At 60.4% G+C, this 13,775-nt stretch carries 17 protein-coding genes and 1 pseudogene; 7 read left to right on the forward strand and 11 right to left on the reverse strand.

All coding sequences use genetic code 11. From position 1 onward, the window contains the following. Positions 1-3 precede the first annotated feature (3 nt). Entirely contained in the window at positions 4-1,512 is a 1,509-nt protein-coding gene (locus AKL02_RS03455; protein WP_083079832.1) for a Fic family protein, read from the reverse strand. Between the two features lie 92 nt (positions 1,513-1,604). Between AKL02_RS03455 and AKL02_RS03460 the strand changes: the two genes are divergently transcribed. Then, positions 1,605-1,913 (forward strand): hypothetical protein, encoded by a 309-nt coding sequence (locus tag AKL02_RS03460; RefSeq protein ID WP_133052006.1) that lies wholly within the window; start codon positions 1,605-1,607, stop codon positions 1,911-1,913. Between the two features lie 126 nt (positions 1,914-2,039). On the opposite strand, the gene AKL02_RS03465 is transcribed toward AKL02_RS03460, so the two are convergent. Continuing rightward, entirely contained in the window at positions 2,040-2,930 is an 891-nt protein-coding gene (locus AKL02_RS03465; RefSeq protein WP_083079830.1) for a LysR family transcriptional regulator, read from the reverse strand. A 97-nt stretch (positions 2,931-3,027) separates the two neighbouring features. On the opposite strand from AKL02_RS03465, the gene AKL02_RS03470 reads away from it, so the two are divergent. Continuing rightward, the gene (locus AKL02_RS03470; RefSeq protein ID WP_083079864.1) at positions 3,028-4,206 is read left to right on the forward strand and encodes an MFS transporter; all 1,179 of its coding nucleotides are present in this window, start codon (positions 3,028-3,030) and stop codon (positions 4,204-4,206) included. Between the two features lie 370 nt (positions 4,207-4,576). Here AKL02_RS03470 and AKL02_RS03475 read toward each other — a convergent pair whose 3' ends face one another. After that, complete coding sequence (locus AKL02_RS03475; protein ID WP_232621708.1) at positions 4,577-5,002, reverse strand: VOC family protein; 426 nt, start codon at positions 5,000-5,002, stop codon at positions 4,577-4,579. A 441-nt stretch (positions 5,003-5,443) separates the two neighbouring features. Here AKL02_RS03475 and soxR point away from each other — a divergent pair, with 441 nt between their 5' ends. Together soxR and AKL02_RS03485 are read left to right on the forward strand one after the other, a co-directional pair. Continuing rightward, entirely contained in the window at positions 5,444-5,884 is a 441-nt protein-coding gene (gene soxR / locus AKL02_RS03480) for a redox-sensitive transcriptional activator SoxR (protein WP_083079828.1), read from the forward strand. 236 nt (positions 5,885-6,120) lie between these two features. Then, positions 6,121-6,528, forward strand: a complete 408-nt coding sequence (locus AKL02_RS03485; protein ID WP_083079826.1) for a GFA family protein — start codon at positions 6,121-6,123, stop codon at positions 6,526-6,528. Between the two features lie 373 nt (positions 6,529-6,901). On the opposite strand, the gene AKL02_RS21275 is transcribed toward AKL02_RS03485, so the two are convergent. The 5 genes and pseudogenes from AKL02_RS21275 to AKL02_RS03510 form a co-directional block, all read right to left on the reverse strand. Next, positions 6,902-7,159 (reverse strand): HigA family addiction module antitoxin, encoded by a 258-nt coding sequence (locus AKL02_RS21275; protein WP_083079824.1) that lies wholly within the window; start codon positions 7,157-7,159, stop codon positions 6,902-6,904. Positions 7,160-7,210: 51 nt separating this feature from the next. After that, a complete protein-coding gene (locus AKL02_RS03495; RefSeq protein WP_198453246.1) occupies positions 7,211-7,414 on the reverse strand; it encodes a type II toxin-antitoxin system RelE/ParE family toxin in 204 nt (67 codons plus the stop codon). A gap of 254 nt (positions 7,415-7,668) precedes the next feature. Continuing rightward, positions 7,669-7,746 (reverse strand): annotated as a pseudogene (locus AKL02_RS21280) (IS5/IS1182 family transposase); the annotation flags it as partial. A gap of 183 nt (positions 7,747-7,929) precedes the next feature. After that, positions 7,930-8,577 (reverse strand): 5-formyltetrahydrofolate cyclo-ligase, encoded by a 648-nt coding sequence (locus AKL02_RS03505; RefSeq protein ID WP_083079821.1) that lies wholly within the window; start codon positions 8,575-8,577, stop codon positions 7,930-7,932. A gap of 2 nt (positions 8,578-8,579) precedes the next feature. Further along, the gene (locus AKL02_RS03510) at positions 8,580-9,008 is read right to left on the reverse strand and encodes a PACE efflux transporter (RefSeq protein ID WP_083079819.1); all 429 of its coding nucleotides are present in this window, start codon (positions 9,006-9,008) and stop codon (positions 8,580-8,582) included. 1,056 nt (positions 9,009-10,064) lie between these two features. Here AKL02_RS03510 and AKL02_RS03515 point away from each other — a divergent pair. From AKL02_RS03515 to AKL02_RS03525, 3 genes are all read left to right on the forward strand, one after another. After that, entirely contained in the window at positions 10,065-10,202 is a 138-nt protein-coding gene (locus AKL02_RS03515; RefSeq protein WP_165757050.1) for a hypothetical protein, read from the forward strand. Positions 10,203-10,276: 74 nt separating this feature from the next. Further along, positions 10,277-10,783: a hypothetical protein gene (locus AKL02_RS03520; RefSeq protein ID WP_083079815.1), complete on the forward strand. Its 507-nt coding sequence runs from the start codon at positions 10,277-10,279 to the stop codon at positions 10,781-10,783. A gap of 90 nt (positions 10,784-10,873) precedes the next feature. Continuing rightward, the gene (locus AKL02_RS03525) at positions 10,874-11,794 is read left to right on the forward strand and encodes a transglutaminase family protein (protein WP_083079813.1); all 921 of its coding nucleotides are present in this window, start codon (positions 10,874-10,876) and stop codon (positions 11,792-11,794) included. A gap of 24 nt (positions 11,795-11,818) precedes the next feature. Here the strand turns inward: AKL02_RS03525 and AKL02_RS03530 are convergent, their stop codons facing one another. The 3 genes from AKL02_RS03530 to AKL02_RS03540 form a co-directional block, all read right to left on the reverse strand. Beyond that, positions 11,819-12,025 (reverse strand): hypothetical protein, encoded by a 207-nt coding sequence (locus tag AKL02_RS03530; protein ID WP_083079811.1) that lies wholly within the window; start codon positions 12,023-12,025, stop codon positions 11,819-11,821. A 142-nt stretch (positions 12,026-12,167) separates the two neighbouring features. Beyond that, positions 12,168-12,497: a chaperone modulator CbpM gene (locus AKL02_RS03535; protein ID WP_083079809.1), complete on the reverse strand. Its 330-nt coding sequence runs from the start codon at positions 12,495-12,497 to the stop codon at positions 12,168-12,170. After that, positions 12,494-13,438, reverse strand: coding sequence for a DnaJ C-terminal domain-containing protein (locus AKL02_RS03540; RefSeq protein ID WP_083079807.1), 945 nt, complete (start codon positions 13,436-13,438; stop codon positions 12,494-12,496). The genes AKL02_RS03535 and AKL02_RS03540 overlap by 4 nt, the downstream gene beginning before the upstream one ends. Positions 13,439-13,775: the final 337 nt, after the last annotated feature.

Genomic DNA, 13,775 nt, shown 5'->3' on the forward strand with positions numbered 1-13,775 from the left:
AATTCAGTCGGGAGGCCAGGCTGCCGCATAGGCCTCCTCGATCAGGGTGACTTCCTCTTCCGTCAGCGCCGAGAACTCCTTGCGCAAGGCACGTCCGGATAGCGTGCCGTTGCCTTGTTCCAGAAAACCTCGCAGTAAATCCACCATTGGGGCGGGCATGTCCAGCAACGCGTCGACACTGGATTTGAACCGATCATAGCGCTCAATGTAGTCGATTTCCCTGGGGAGGTCCTGCTCGACCGTTTCCCTGACACAATCGGCGATGAACTCGGCATGCATGGTGCTGTCGAAGAAGCGGTAAAGCGCCGCTGTGTCCGACAGGACTTCCACATTCCCCCGGGCCGTGGGCTTCCACTCGATGAACTCCATCATAGGTTCCGAGACGGATTTTAGAACATCGCTGTATTCCTCGATACGCCGGTAGACCACGACGCTGATCGGGAAGACCAGGCCCGTCGGATTGAACCCGCCACGGGCCAAAACATGGTGCAGCAGATATCGATGGAGACGACCGTTCCCATCCTCGAAGGGGTGGATGTAGACAAAACCGAACGACACCGCGGCCGCGACCACCATCGGATCAACACCGCCCTCGAGAGCCCGCGTTTCATAGAGCGCGATTCCCTCCAGGAGGTCAGCCAGATCTTCATACCGGGCGCTGATATGCACCGGCTCCGGGACCCTTCCGTCGCGGCTGTGGCTACCAATGAAGCCACCCTCCTTGCGAACCCCCATCTTCACGAAGCGTGTATCTCGCAAGACAATTTGTTGCAGGCGCTCAAGCTCGCCCAGCGATAGCGGATGGCTTCCCGCCTCGCCGATCGCGCGTGCCCAGCGGGCTGCTCGTTGGGGGCCTGGTTTCTCCTGCTCGATCGCAAAGGAAGCCTTGGAATCGTCAAGCAACAGGAAAGCCGCGGCGCGCGATACGATATGTTGCGGCGCCTTTCCTGTGATCTCCCTTGCCAGAGCTGGCAGTTGCAGCGCGATCAGCTTCTCGAGCCTCGGGGATCTCTGCACGAGAGGACAAAAGGCCGGGGTGCCGGGCAGGTTATCGATAATCTTGTGGCGGGCCGATCGAATCCCTGGATCGATAGCGAAATAGATGTCTGGATCGAGCGCGGGTTGATACTTCACTTTCCCAAGGTCAGGCAGATCCAGCATCTCGCCTGTCAGCCATTCCCAAAAGAACCAAAGCCGACGCGCGACGAGGCCGGTCGCTCCCATCAGGGCTCGGGAAATCTCGGAATGGTCTGCAACCCTTGTGACCTCATGCATGATCCGAAGATCGATGCCTTCGTTCTTGATGGCAAACGTCAGGTGATCGAAGACGGCCTCACCCGGCCATTGCTCCGATCGAAATATTTCCCATTCCGGTTCGGACCGGCGTTCGTGGTGGTCGGAGACAAGAGCCAGGCGGCGCGGCATGGGCGTGCGCAGACCGAGCTCACTGATCAGCCAGCCATATCCTGCAATCCGGCCTTGGCCGGGAAGCTTGCGTCCGTAGAAAGTCATCACCACGCCACGAAAATAATCACCCTCATGGCGTTTATTTAGATTCTTTTCACCAAAGCTACAAGATCATCCGCGTAGAGAACCGTCACCTCGTGTCGATTTTCTTCACTTTAAGCGCTTTTCTTTCGAATTTCGTCACTGTTGCCGCCGCCAAGCGCTCGCAGGCGGCTCAGGTCCGGTCTCGCGGGCGAAATTTTGGGACGTTCTCTCCAAACACGCGCTTCATGCTGGCGTTGAACATGCCAAACCCGACGCGGCTGTCATCGACCGAACTGCAGGAAGCGGCGCGCAAGGATGGACCACTCGAAGAGATCCTTTCCGTCGTGCGTCTCTTCCAGTGGTTGCTGCCGGGGCTTGCGGTCAACGTGGCTTTCCTGCGCGACCAGTTGCAGGAATTGTAAGGCGCACAGAGGCGCGGCCAGACGCTCGACTGCATCGTGCGCGCCCGTCGAGGAAAGACAGCAACGGGCCGGAAGTGGATAGGCGTTATGGGCAGACTTGTTCAAGCGCACTGCGGATCGATCCCGTTATTGCGATCCGTAAACCTCACTCAGCCAGTCGAGAAATGCCCCAAGTCTTCGAAGCCCGGCCGCACGCGTCATGTAGACGGCCTGAACCGGCAGCGGCTCGACGCTGAGCCTGCCGGGAAACAGTTCGACCAGCCGCCCCTCGGCAATGTCCCGCGCTACCATGAAATCGGAAAACCGCGCGACCCCGAGACCCGCGCAGACGAGCGCCCGGGCGGCCTCGCCATTCCCCGCTGTGACCGAGGGCGCGAGCGCAACCGGCTCGGGGTCATCGTCGAAGCGCAGTTCGTTGATATGAGCGGGGCTCTGGAAGCGCACCTGCCGGAGCCGCGTCAAATCTTGCGGCGTCTCGGGGGGGCCCATACGTGCGAGATAATCCGGCGCGGCCACGAGCCGCCAGACAGCATAACCCAAAGGACGGCGCAAAAGCTCGCTATCGCCCAGCGTGCCCATACGGATTGCGACATCGGCCTGCGCGCCGATCAGGTCGACGACGCTATCGGTCATCTCGATGCTGATCTCGATTTCGGGATAGCGCGCGATGAAATCGGGCAGGGCGGGGGCGAGCACATGCAGCACCCAAGGCACCGGCGCGTTGATCCGAAGCGGCCCGCGCGGCGTGCCCCCTTGCGTCGCGAGATCGGCCAGCGCCTCGGTCCGGTCGACGATCTCGCGCGCGGCTTCGAGCAGGTCGCGCCCCTCCGGGGTCAGTTCCAGCGCACGCGTCGTGCGACGCAGAAGGACCACCGAAAGCCGCTCTTCCAATCGGCTCACCGTGCGGCTCAGCGTCGAAGGCGCCACACCCAAGCGCCGCGCGGCTTCGGCGAAACCGCCCGCCTCGACGACGCTCACGAAGGTCGCCAGATCGCGGGTTTGCGGCAATTCGTGCATTTTGCGCAATGATCCTTTCCAGACCTGTCTGTTCACGCAAAGGCTGACCCATGACAGATGGGATGTCGATATCCAATTCAACCAAAGGGAGATCGACATGCCTCTTGCTCTCTGGGCGCTCACGATCAGCGCCTTTGCCGTCGGCACGACCGAGTTCGTGATCGTCGGCCTCATCCCCACCATCGCCCAGTCGCTGGGTGTGCCGCTGCCCTCGGCGGGGCTTCTCGTGAGCCTTTACGCGCTTGGCGTCACCATCGGTGCGCCGGTGCTGACCGCGCTTGCCGACCGGCCGCCGCGCAAGACGCTGCTGCTGGCGCTTCTGGCGCTGTTTGTCGGCGGCAACGCCTTCGCAGCGGTTGCCCCAAGCTTCGGCGCGCTGATCGCGGCACGCTTCATCACCGGCCTCGCACATGGGGTGTTCTTCGCCATCGCCTCGACCATTGCGACGAGCCTCGTGCCGCGCGAAAAGGAATCGAGCGCGATCGCCATGGTCTTCATGGGGCTCACTGTCGCGCTGGTGACCGGCGTGCCCTTTGGCACATGGATCGGGGCGCATTTCGGCTGGCACGCGACCTTCCTCGGCGTCGTCGGGCTGGGCGTGATCGGCTTCATCGCCTCGGCGCTTCTGGTGCCCTCGAACCTGCCGCGCGGTGCGTCGCCGTCGCTGAAGCAACAGCTGAGCGTTCTGACCTCGCCGCGGCTTTTGCTGGTCTATCTGATCACGGCCGTGGGCTATGGCGGCAACTTCATCGCCTTCACCTACCTAGCGCCCATGCTGACCGATGTGACGGGGCTGAGCGCCGGATCGGTGAGCCTCGTGATCCTGCTCTATGGGATCTCGGTCGCGGTCGGGAATATCGCGGGCGGCAAGCTGTCCGACCGGATCGGGCCGGTGCCGGCGCTCACGCTGATCTTCGCGGGGCTAGCCGCGTCGCTCGCGCTGCTGGGGCTGAGCCTCGCCACGCCCTGGGCCGCCATCGCGGTGGTGCTGTTCTGGGGTGGTTTCGCCTTCGGCAACGTGCCGCCCCTGCAGGCCTATGTTGTCGATATCGCGCGCAGCGTTGCGCCGGGGGCGGTCGATGTGGCCTCTGGCCTCAATATCGGGGCCTTCAACCTCGGCATCGCGGGCGGGGCCTGGGTCGGCGGTCTCGCGGTCGATCAGCTCGGCCTGTCGGTCACGCCCTTCCTCGGCGCGGTCGTCGTGCTGGGCGCGCTGGCGCTGACCCGGTTGAGCGGACGTCTTGCGAAGAGTGCGTTTCCACATCCAGCGGAGTGATACGGTTTGAGCCCTGAAATTGGGGCGGGCGTGCGCATGAAGACAGAGGGGCGCCCGCCCCTCCCTCACACTCACGAATTTTGCAGCCCGATGCCTATCGCCTGTTTGATACTGGCTTCAGGCATTAGTCGAAGTCACTTTCGCGTTTCACCACGGTCTGACACCGGACGTTCGCAACACTTGGCACTAACGTCCGGTTCGGGCCAGATGGCCCACCCAGCTCTGCTGTGCCCGTCAAGCACGTCGAGCTGCTGAAGCTACGTGGCAGTATTTTCGTCCCCGCGCAGTTGCTTCACCTTCCATAGATACCCTGCCCTTTCGAGAGAGAGAACGTTTGACGGCTACCACTTTATCTTGGGAAGGCTGCACATCATTGCCCTTGCTCATCGGTAAAGAAGGGATCGTCGGCGTTCTTCAGGCTGCACACGTTGCCGTCGGGGTCGAGGAACGCGCCGGTCGTGCCCCAGCTGTGCATTTTGACTTCGACCGGCACGCCCTGAGTCTCCAGCAGGCGCGCCGCAGCCTTCACGTCTGAGACGTTGAAGCGCAAGGCAACCGGGTTCTGAGAGATGTCTTTCCGGGCATTCTCTGCGCGTCCGCCGGTCTCGATCATCAGATATCCGTCGCCAAAGCGAAGGCAGGTCAGCCCCGGCTTTTCATACCAGAGCGGCAGGCCGAGCTTGGTTTGATAGAACTCCACGCAGGCCTCGTAGCGCTCGGTGAAGAGGATGAGGCCATGACATTCGATCATGTCTGCAAACTTGTTCGCGGGGCCGGTTTCGCTGTCGATTTCCATGGGCATCTCTGATCTCCTGTCAGTGCAATTCATCTTATCGCGTCGGGTTCGGCGGCGCGGGTGGTAGGCCAACGTCGCGCCGGATATGCGAGCGAAGGGTAGTCGTGGCGATCGATTTGGGCCTCCGCCGTGACTGCAGCAACGTCCACAGCAGGGCGTGAAGGACAGACGTCGCTCCATGGCGGCGAAGCAAGCAATGAAGTTCATCGCGCAGCTGCAAAGCTTGCGGGGGCGCCTCTGGCTTCATGATGCGCTGCCCACGGTCAAACGGTCGCGCCGGCTGCCGACTTCTCCTGGCATGCGAAAAGTCTGCATCTTTTGAGCCGAAGGATAAGCGTGACTCTGTCGCATGGTTTCCCTCCGTTGACTGTCGGACGAGCGACGTTCTAAAAGTTGAAGCTAACTTTAGGTCAATGCTGAAATTCGAGAAACAACCGAACCATGGAAACGACGCTGACCATCAACCAGATTTCACGCCGCAGCGGCATCGCCTCCTCGGCGCTGCGCTATTACGAGGAGCGCGGGCTCATCTCGTCCGAGCGGGCTGGCTCCGGGCACAGACGCTTCCCGCGCCACGTTCTGCGGCGCCTCGCCTTTATCACTTTCGCTCAGACCCTCGGCATGACGCTTGAAGAGATCAAAACCGAACTCGACAAGCTGCCGACAGACCATGTTCCGACCGGGGAAGACTGGGCGGCGCTGTCAGAGAAGTGGACGCACCGGGTCGACGAGCAGATTGCCCAACTTCAGCGCCTGCGAAAGACCCTGACCGCTTGCATCGGCTGCGGCTGCCTTTCTTTGAAATCCTGCAAGATGTTCAATCCCAAGGATGAACTGCGTCAGCGAGGGACCGGTCCAAGAAAGTGGATCGAGGATATCTGAGACTGTAGCCAAGGCAGGGCTTAAAAAATGGCGCGATCACCCTAAAGAGTTGGGTGAATTCGCAATAGACGTCATCTTTCAAAGCGCTATCCCGTTTGACGCTGAATGCGCCCACCGACCGTCGACATGTCGGGCATCGGCGTTTCGGATTGCGTGAGCAGTTGACGCTCACGTTGCTCCTTGTGAGGCTTTGCCCCGGAAGTCGGCCCGATCGGGGCATGTCGAGGGGGCTACGAATGGATAACGAGGTGAACGGAAAGTGCCTGTGTGGAGCCGTGCGGTTTCGCATATCGGGAGAGTTCGAGAGCTTCTTCCTGTGCCATTGCGGACGCTGCCGCAAAGATAGCGGCACGGCTCATTCTGCGAACCTGTTTTCATCGACGGCTGAAATCACCTGGCTGTCCGGGACGGAAAAAATCAGGATATTTCGCGTTCCCGGGACGCAGCACGTGAAGAGCTTCTGTGCAGACTGCGGGTCGGCACTGCCGTTCTCTCAAGCGCATGATGGCTCCCTCGTCGCCCCAGCAGGCTCACTCGATAGCCCGATCGACATACGACCCACCGCGCATATTTGCCTCTCCAGTCGCGCGAATTGGGACGACGATCTGGCCTCAGTTAAAAGAATCGACGAACTTCCCAGTTGATATGACAATCTTGCGTTCAATCGGATAGAGCAGCTAACCGATGTAGAGACGAACGACTACTATGTCCGTTCTCCCGTCCAACAGCTCGGAAAAGGAAGTCCGGGGCTAAGTCCGGTTCAGGGAAGCTGCGCGGCGACATTCGAGCGGCCTCGATCGCCGGCTTTGAACTTGGCGCTACGGGTCTGGTGACTCTGGGCTCGAAGCGGCCATGCGGCGTCGCGGTAAGCCTGTCTTGAGACCCGCCCGGCCGTATTGCTCTGCCCCCGGAAAGTTGGACCGTTTGAAACTGGAGTTTTCAAAGAAGTTTTCCTGGCTGGGAGAGGAGCGCAACCGCATGAAAGCATCGAAGGTCACGGAAGCGCGAGACAGGCGTTCATTCCGCCGGACAGAGCGTCGGAATGGCCGACACATCCAGCTCGCGGGATGCGTGCCCGGCATCATGGGCGCCCTGCATCCTGCTCCAGATCAGCGGCGCGTTTCCGAATAGCTCGCCCAGACTCACGGCGACCTCAGCGCTCACGGGCTTCCGTTCGGCAAGGATGTCATGCCGGTGCTGGCGCGAGATCCCGAGCCTCCTCGCGATCTCGGTCTTGGATTTCCTGGTCGCGGGAATCAGCTCCTCGCGGAGCAGTTCGCCCGGATGCGTCGGGCAGCGATCAGGATTGCAGCTCTTCTTTGCCTCCTAGTGATATTGCTCGTAGTCCAGCACATAGGCGTCGCCGTCGCGGAACTCGAAGGTGATGCACCACGGGCCATTCGCATGGGTCGTGTAGCGGGTTGGGTTGTGACCTCGCAGGCTGTGACAGTCGAAGCCCGGAAGGTTCATGTCTTCTGGCGCGGTCGCGGCGTCGAGGGCATCCAGTCGACGCAGAATACGGCTGTGCATCCGTGCATCGATCTATGACTTTCCCATCTCCCACAGGGCTTTCAGCTGCTTGTTCGCGAAGGTCTTTATATATCTATGCGTAAGCTATTAGCCTACAATCGTAAGCAGTTGGTTTACGGATGGGGCGGCCCGGATCTCGGTCTCGAACCGCCTCATCTGCGAGGCCGCTTGTGCATTGGCCGCGCGACCACCGACAATCTGACACATGACAGGGGCGTGGGCCAGGCGGTCGGCGTTGTCGACATTCTGGTGTTCGGCTTGCCATGGCTCTTGGGAAAGAACGGGCGCAACCGCGGCATCCGCTCGTCGGTCAGCCCAAAAAGATTTCTTATCATGCTCTTCTGAGCGTCAACGCATCGCCTGATATAAATAAAGCTGTCGATGACCTCCCGGGGCGCTGGTGACCAGTGCCTCGAGATTGTGCGTGGTATCTGATGCGCTCGTTACAGCAGAAGGAGTGCGGCGCGGAACTACGATAGAGGCGTGACCAGGCGGGGACACCGCTTCTCTCTGCGCTATCTCGTCAAATGGGTGCCATCCGACAGAAGGATCTCATCCATCGGCACATCCCAAGGCATCGGGTAGATGGTTGGCAAGAGGCAGCCCGAAAAACCTATGCCGACGATCCGCGGTTTTTTCTCGAAACGGGGGAGCGTCCGGTCGTAATAGCCGCCCCCGTTTCCAAGGCGGTGGAGGGTCGTGTCGACCCCGACAAGGGGGACAATCACGATGTCGGGCGTGCGAGGTTCGCCTGCGGCCGGCACGGGAATGTTCCAGACGCCGCGCACCATCCGGCATTCCGGGGACCACCTATGGAATTCGAGCGGCGCATCTCGCGCGACGACGACGGGCAACAGAACCTCGGCCTCGACGTCGTGTGCCTTGCGCATCCAGGGCCGCAGATCCGGTTCGCCCCGGATTGGCCAGTAGGTGGCCACTGTCGTGGCGGCGTCGAGGGGGAGGATTCTCTCGAGACCGTCAATCAAGCGCGCGGTCGCGCGCTCTCGGTCTTCTGTTGACAAGGCCCGCGCGGCCACAAGCCGCGCGCGCTCCGCCCGTCTGAACCGCGCCACATCGCGTGCTGTCTCGGGATCGACCAGGTGCCCGTCGACCAGAAGATGAGCAAAGCAGGCGGGGGCTCCTCCGGTCGCATCGTCATCCATGTTTATGCCATCCGATCACGTTTCTGAGGCGGGAAGATCGTATCGTATCCCCAAGTGAAAACGAAGGCGTAGACGAGGTAAAAGCCTGCAAAGGACAGTTCCATCACGAGAATGGTCAGCAGGGAGGCGTCGAGCCACCATGCGAAAATCGGCAGAAGCAGGGTGAGCAGAGACACCTCGAAAAGCACCGCGTGAGAGATCCGAATTGGCATAGTCTTACGGACATCGCCACGACGCCAGAGCAGGAGATGATCGAAGGCCAGGTTGAAAAGATAGTTCCAGGCAGTGGCCGCTGTTGCGCCAAGGACGACCAGCACGCCCATTTTCTCCATGGGATGATCGAAAGCCCAAGCGAAAAGCGGCGTCACGATGAGGAGACCAATGAGTTCGAAGCTCACGGCTTGGCGGATACGGTCTGGGGTGCTGCGCATGGAAGGTCTTCAAGTGTCGGGCTGGAGATTAAGCGTGCCGGCCTTCTGGTCGGGCGAGGTCATCCTCGGGTCTCCCTATGGTGGGACCCGTGCGTCGGCTTTTCAAGCTTGGGGGCACTGCGCTGTCCAGAGACCACGGGGGCCGTGCCTCGCGGACTTCGCTCGCTGAGGAAACGGACGAGCCGGGATGGGGTGTCCAAGGCCGCTTGCCCAAATGAGGCGAGACACCAAGAGAGACCGCCACCCCGAAAGACGCTGCTGATTTTCTCAGACCAAGATCGCCATTCGGTTAGAAGCCCGTTGCAGTCGGGCGGGATCCTATGCAGCGAGTTTCGCCCCTGAACGTCCATGAAGATTGCAGATATCCGGAAGATCATAGTGTCGGGTGGAACTTGAGCCGAGATCAGGTGTTCTGTCGTCGAAAGGCCGTCGGCGAGCGCGAACGAAAGTGCCGATGTGCTACCACGTCATCGTTCGCTCGGTCTTCGCAGTGTCTCCATTCTTGACGCTTCGATGATCTGCGGTGCTCATATCGGTGGCAAGCATGGGCGGCAATTGAATGTGACGAACCCGGTCTGGCTTCCTCCCTAGGTATATTGCCTGCCAGAACGGTCTCGCGGCCCCTGCCATGTCTCTCGTGGGGGCCGCAGAGGCCGTCCGATTTCGCTAACAAGTCATTTGACGAGAGATGAAAAGCGTTCCGGAACACCCCCCGATTCCCGTAGCCTTTCATAGGTTTGCTGATGACCTGCAGACTCTCGTTATGAACGAGGGACCCAAGGGGGCAGGTCAGCGCGGATATCTAGGGCAAACTTTGCCTAGTCGAAATCTCTGGTCTTTCGCCACTGACTGTGCCGCGCGAATGTCTCGGACATCGGATCGAGATCCGCGTGGGGAAATCGGGGGCCGGACCGGAGATCGCACCTGCTCTCAGATTCCCTGGCGCCTGATCATCGTAAAGCAGGTCCCTCGTCCCCATATACATTAGGCCGACGGCAAGAATCCCGGTCCGACATGGGCCAAGAGTTGACGTCGGGCGATAAAAGGATCGATGACATGTCCTTCAAGGACCTGACTACTCGGGCCGCAGCGGCGATGAAGCCAACGCCCGAGAAGACTGCCGAGCTTTCTGCCGAGAAGAGCGAGACCAAGGCCGCCAGCAAGGAAGCGCCGGCGAAATCCAAGACTTCTTGAGACCTGCGCCGACCCGCGCCCCGGCCCTGGCAAGGGCGCGGGTCATTCGCTCATCATGTGAGAGGAGTGCGCCAGTGGAAGAACTTACACGCAAGACCGTCGTGGTTTTTTCCCGCCCGTTCAGCCTTCCGGGATTTGCCGAGACTCTCCCGGCGGGAGAGTATGAGATCGAGACGGAGCTGGCCCCTCCTCCGGATCGGAAGGATCCCGAAATCTGGAAAGCGTCCGTCTTGGTGAAACGGCGTCCCAACGCCTCACATCCTGGCCTGGAAAGGACGCTGACCGTTACCTTGGCTGATCTCGCCCACGCGCGTGCCAGGGACAGGCTTACGGGCCGCGCCCTGTTGGACTTTTTTGTGGAAGAGATGCTTTCGGATCCGATGGTGCGCCTCGTCATGAAGGCCGATGGTGTCTCGGAGGCGCATCTGCGCCATCTCTACTCGGTATTCCGGTCGCCTGATCCGGATCTATCCAGACTGGAGCCCCTGCCGGCTCCCGAAAGACGGCGCTACGAAGCGTCCATTCTGGCCGCCGAAAACGAAGGGATGCCGACGAGGCCGGAAACACGACCGAGAAATTAGCGGCTTAACGAGGCGTCTGGCTGCCCCATTGCTAGCCGACATGGCTGTGGGCGTGGCTGCCACTATTATCTGACCGTATTTGAGCGTCATTTGGCCCGCCTCGACATTCTTCACAAAACGACCTACCGATACCGGGGAGACGTCTCTCTCGGGCCGCACAGGTTGATGCTGCGCCCGCGCGAGACGCGCGAATTGCGGCTGCTCTCGCACGCGCTCTCCATTACGCCGGCGGCGCACATAACATGGGCGCATGATGTGGCGGGCAACGCCATCGCCACTGCCGTGTTCGACGACCAGACTGATCATCTGGCAATCGAAAGCCGTGCGTCCGTGGAGCTGACTGCTTCGGCCTGGCCGGTCTTCGCCATCGCTTCTTCTGCTGCCCAATATCCTTTTCTCTACGCTGCGGACGACTGGACGGACTTGGGGGCGCTGACCACCCCGCAATATCAAGACATCCAAGGCCGCCTTTCCCGCTGGGTCGAGAACTTCGTCATGGGGCGCCCGACTGACACATTGTCTCTGCTGAAGGACATCAGCACCGGGGTGTTCAAGCAGATTTCCTACCAGAGCCGGGAGGATGAGGGCACCCAATCGCCGGCCGAAACACTCGACCGGTGCTGGGGTTCGTGCCGCGACTTCGCGGTCCTGCTTGCCGAGGCCGTCCGCCATCTCGGTTTCGGAGCACGCATCGTCTCGGGATATCTCTTCAATCCCGAAATGAACCTTGTGGGATCGGCTGGCTCAGGGGCGACCCACGCATGGGTCGAGATATTCGTCCCCGGCGCCGGATGGATCGCATTCGATCCGACAAATCGCAGCGTCGGGTCGCAGAACCTGATACCGGTCGCGGTCGGTCGAGGTATCCATCAGGTCTCACCAATTTCGGGCAGCTTCTCAGGATTTGGCAACGCGCTCTATGATCTCTCTGTTGAGGTCTCCGTTCAAAGCGGGCGCGCCGACGTGCCCGTGGCGGAGGAGGCAAGTTTCGACGACCTGCCAAGGCGTTAATCAGGTGATGGGTGCTTTGCGCGTTCAGTCGCGATGAAAGTCGATATTTCCGAATTCCTTCCGGGTGCGCTTTTTGACCGCTTGAATACAATCCTCTGGCACGTCGCAGGTGAAGCCGCCTGATCCGCTAATAGTGACGAAGCCATCCCGTGCGCGTCCTTCAAATCGGAAGATCGTTTTTTCTGCGCCAGTCACGAATACGCCTTGGCCGAGCTGAATTGGGTCTTCCATTTTTAATCTCCCTGTAGTGTCCGCACTTCGAGGCAGTTAATGAAACGAGCCGCCATACTACTGCAAGACAGGTGACCTGTTCCCCTGAAATGTCCTCGTTTTGAGGTTAGTCTTTTCTCCAAAGGGGAGAGGCGCATTTTGTTCATGGCCGTTTCATTGCTGCCAGGACACTCGTCTGAAGTTCCGGTGGCAGGCTGTCTAGCGCGCGGGCAATCGTAACGAGGTCCTGTCGCGCAGCATGCAGCTGGTCAAGGAGCGAGACCACGATAGCCAGCGCCGTTTCGTCGAGGTCAAGATCATGGGAGAGATCGCACAATAGCTCCAATCGCGCGATGTCGACGCGGCGGAAAATATAGCCGGTGTCACTCTTTTCCGGTCGGACGAGTTCGCCTTCGACATAGCTCAAAAGCTGACTTCGTGTGAGGCGGGTGACGTTGGAGATCACGTCCTCTTCGGAAAACCTGTCCGTCATGCGCTGGCCCTTTTCATCAAGTCGACACGCGGATTGAAGCTATGTGTCTTGCGCCACTCGGTGAGGAAATCACGCAGGCCGTCGTCAATGTCGGGCGGAGTAACAATCTTCAGCTCAACCCGCTGATCACCCTTGGTTTTGCGCTTCGCGTTGGCGATGCCACGTCCACGCAAACGTAAGACCTGGCCCGAATTCGCACCTGCTGGGATCGTGAGCCCGACGGGGCCGTCAATCGTCGGTGCGGTGACCTTACCGCCGAGAACGGCCTCTTCGATGGTGATGGGGAGCGTTACCAGGATATCATCGCCGTCTCGGTCGAACACCGGATGAGACCCCACCAGAACGGTGATCAACGCATCCCCCGCAGGAGCACCGCCATAGCCAGGCGCCCCCTTGCCGCGTAACCGAAGTGTCTGGCCGTCTTCAGTGCCTCGTGGGATCTTGACGGTCAGGCTTTGTCCATCGGGCAGCATGATGTGGGTTTCCGCTCCGCGCGCAGCATCCAGAAACGGCACGGTGAGCGAATAGCGCGCGTCGGCGCCGCGTGCGGAAAAACCACGGTCGCCGAAGTCGCCAGCGCCAGACTGCCCGCGATTGCGCAATATGTCCGCGAAGATATCTGCCGGATCGACATCCGGCCCAAACCCGCGCTGTCGCTGATATGTATTGTCGGATGAGCCCGAGAAATCGCGGTAATACTGGCGCCGCGGACGTTCTGCACCGAGACCATCGATTTCTCCGGCGTCGTAGCGCGCACGGGTTTCGGGATCTTTCAGGATATCGTAGGCGGCCGATATCGCCTTGAACCGCGCTTCGGCTCCTGCGTCATCCGGGTGCAAATCAGGATGGCTCGTCCGCACAAGTTTGCGATACGCCTTCTTGATTTCGTCAGCTGTCGCGGCCTTGGTCAGGCCAAGGACTTTGTATGGATCATTGGGCATCCAGGTTTCCTGTTCGGCGAGCGACGCATCGTAAGACGCAGCGCGTGCAGAAGTGGGTTCACTTGTCGTTGGATGCCACGAGAAGGGAGCTTGAGTCCGTGATCCACGTCAATGCGAAAATGACGTGAGTGACTGTGCTGAGCGATGTGGGGCCAAGCGGCTGCGAACCCACGGCAAACGCGGCGAGCGAGGAGGCTGCCACCCATGAGGGTGTCTTGGCCCAAAGCTAGGATTAAGGCGTCTCAATAAGCATTCAGGAAAGTGGCTCGCGCTGAACGCCGACTGATCAGCCCCGTCTCTCGGGGAGCGGGGAAATCAATTAACTCGGTGCAGCTGT

It is taken from the genome of Thioclava electrotropha (assembly GCF_002085925.2).
Taxonomy (GTDB): domain Bacteria; phylum Pseudomonadota; class Alphaproteobacteria; order Rhodobacterales; family Rhodobacteraceae; genus Thioclava; species Thioclava electrotropha.

Excerpts from the sequence above, each read along its gene's own strand:
- AKL02_RS03455 (WP_083079832.1), bottom strand. The coding sequence starts at position 1,512 with ATGACTTTCTACGGACGCAAGCTTCCCGGCCAAGGCCGGATTGCAGGA.
- AKL02_RS03465 (WP_083079830.1), bottom strand. The coding sequence starts at position 2,930 with ATGCACGAATTGCCGCAAACCCGCGATCTGGCGACCTTCGTGAGCGTC.
- AKL02_RS03470 (WP_083079864.1), top strand. The coding sequence starts at position 3,028 with ATGCCTCTTGCTCTCTGGGCGCTCACGATCAGCGCCTTTGCCGTCGGC.
- AKL02_RS03475 (WP_232621708.1), bottom strand. The coding sequence starts at position 5,002 with ATGGAAATCGACAGCGAAACCGGCCCCGCGAACAAGTTTGCAGACATG.
- soxR (WP_083079828.1), top strand. The coding sequence starts at position 5,444 with ATGGAAACGACGCTGACCATCAACCAGATTTCACGCCGCAGCGGCATC.
- AKL02_RS03485 (WP_083079826.1), top strand. The coding sequence starts at position 6,121 with ATGGATAACGAGGTGAACGGAAAGTGCCTGTGTGGAGCCGTGCGGTTT.
- AKL02_RS03495 (WP_198453246.1), bottom strand. The coding sequence starts at position 7,414 with ATGCACAGCCGTATTCTGCGTCGACTGGATGCCCTCGACGCCGCGACC.
- AKL02_RS03505 (WP_083079821.1), bottom strand. The coding sequence starts at position 8,577 with ATGGATGACGATGCGACCGGAGGAGCCCCCGCCTGCTTTGCTCATCTT.
- AKL02_RS03510 (WP_083079819.1), bottom strand. The coding sequence starts at position 9,008 with ATGCGCAGCACCCCAGACCGTATCCGCCAAGCCGTGAGCTTCGAACTC.
- AKL02_RS03515 (WP_165757050.1), top strand. The coding sequence starts at position 10,065 with ATGTCCTTCAAGGACCTGACTACTCGGGCCGCAGCGGCGATGAAGCCA.
- AKL02_RS03530 (WP_083079811.1), bottom strand. The coding sequence starts at position 12,025 with ATGGAAGACCCAATTCAGCTCGGCCAAGGCGTATTCGTGACTGGCGCA.
- AKL02_RS03535 (WP_083079809.1), bottom strand. The coding sequence starts at position 12,497 with ATGACGGACAGGTTTTCCGAAGAGGACGTGATCTCCAACGTCACCCGC.
- AKL02_RS03540 (WP_083079807.1), bottom strand. The coding sequence starts at position 13,438 with ATGCCCAATGATCCATACAAAGTCCTTGGCCTGACCAAGGCCGCGACA.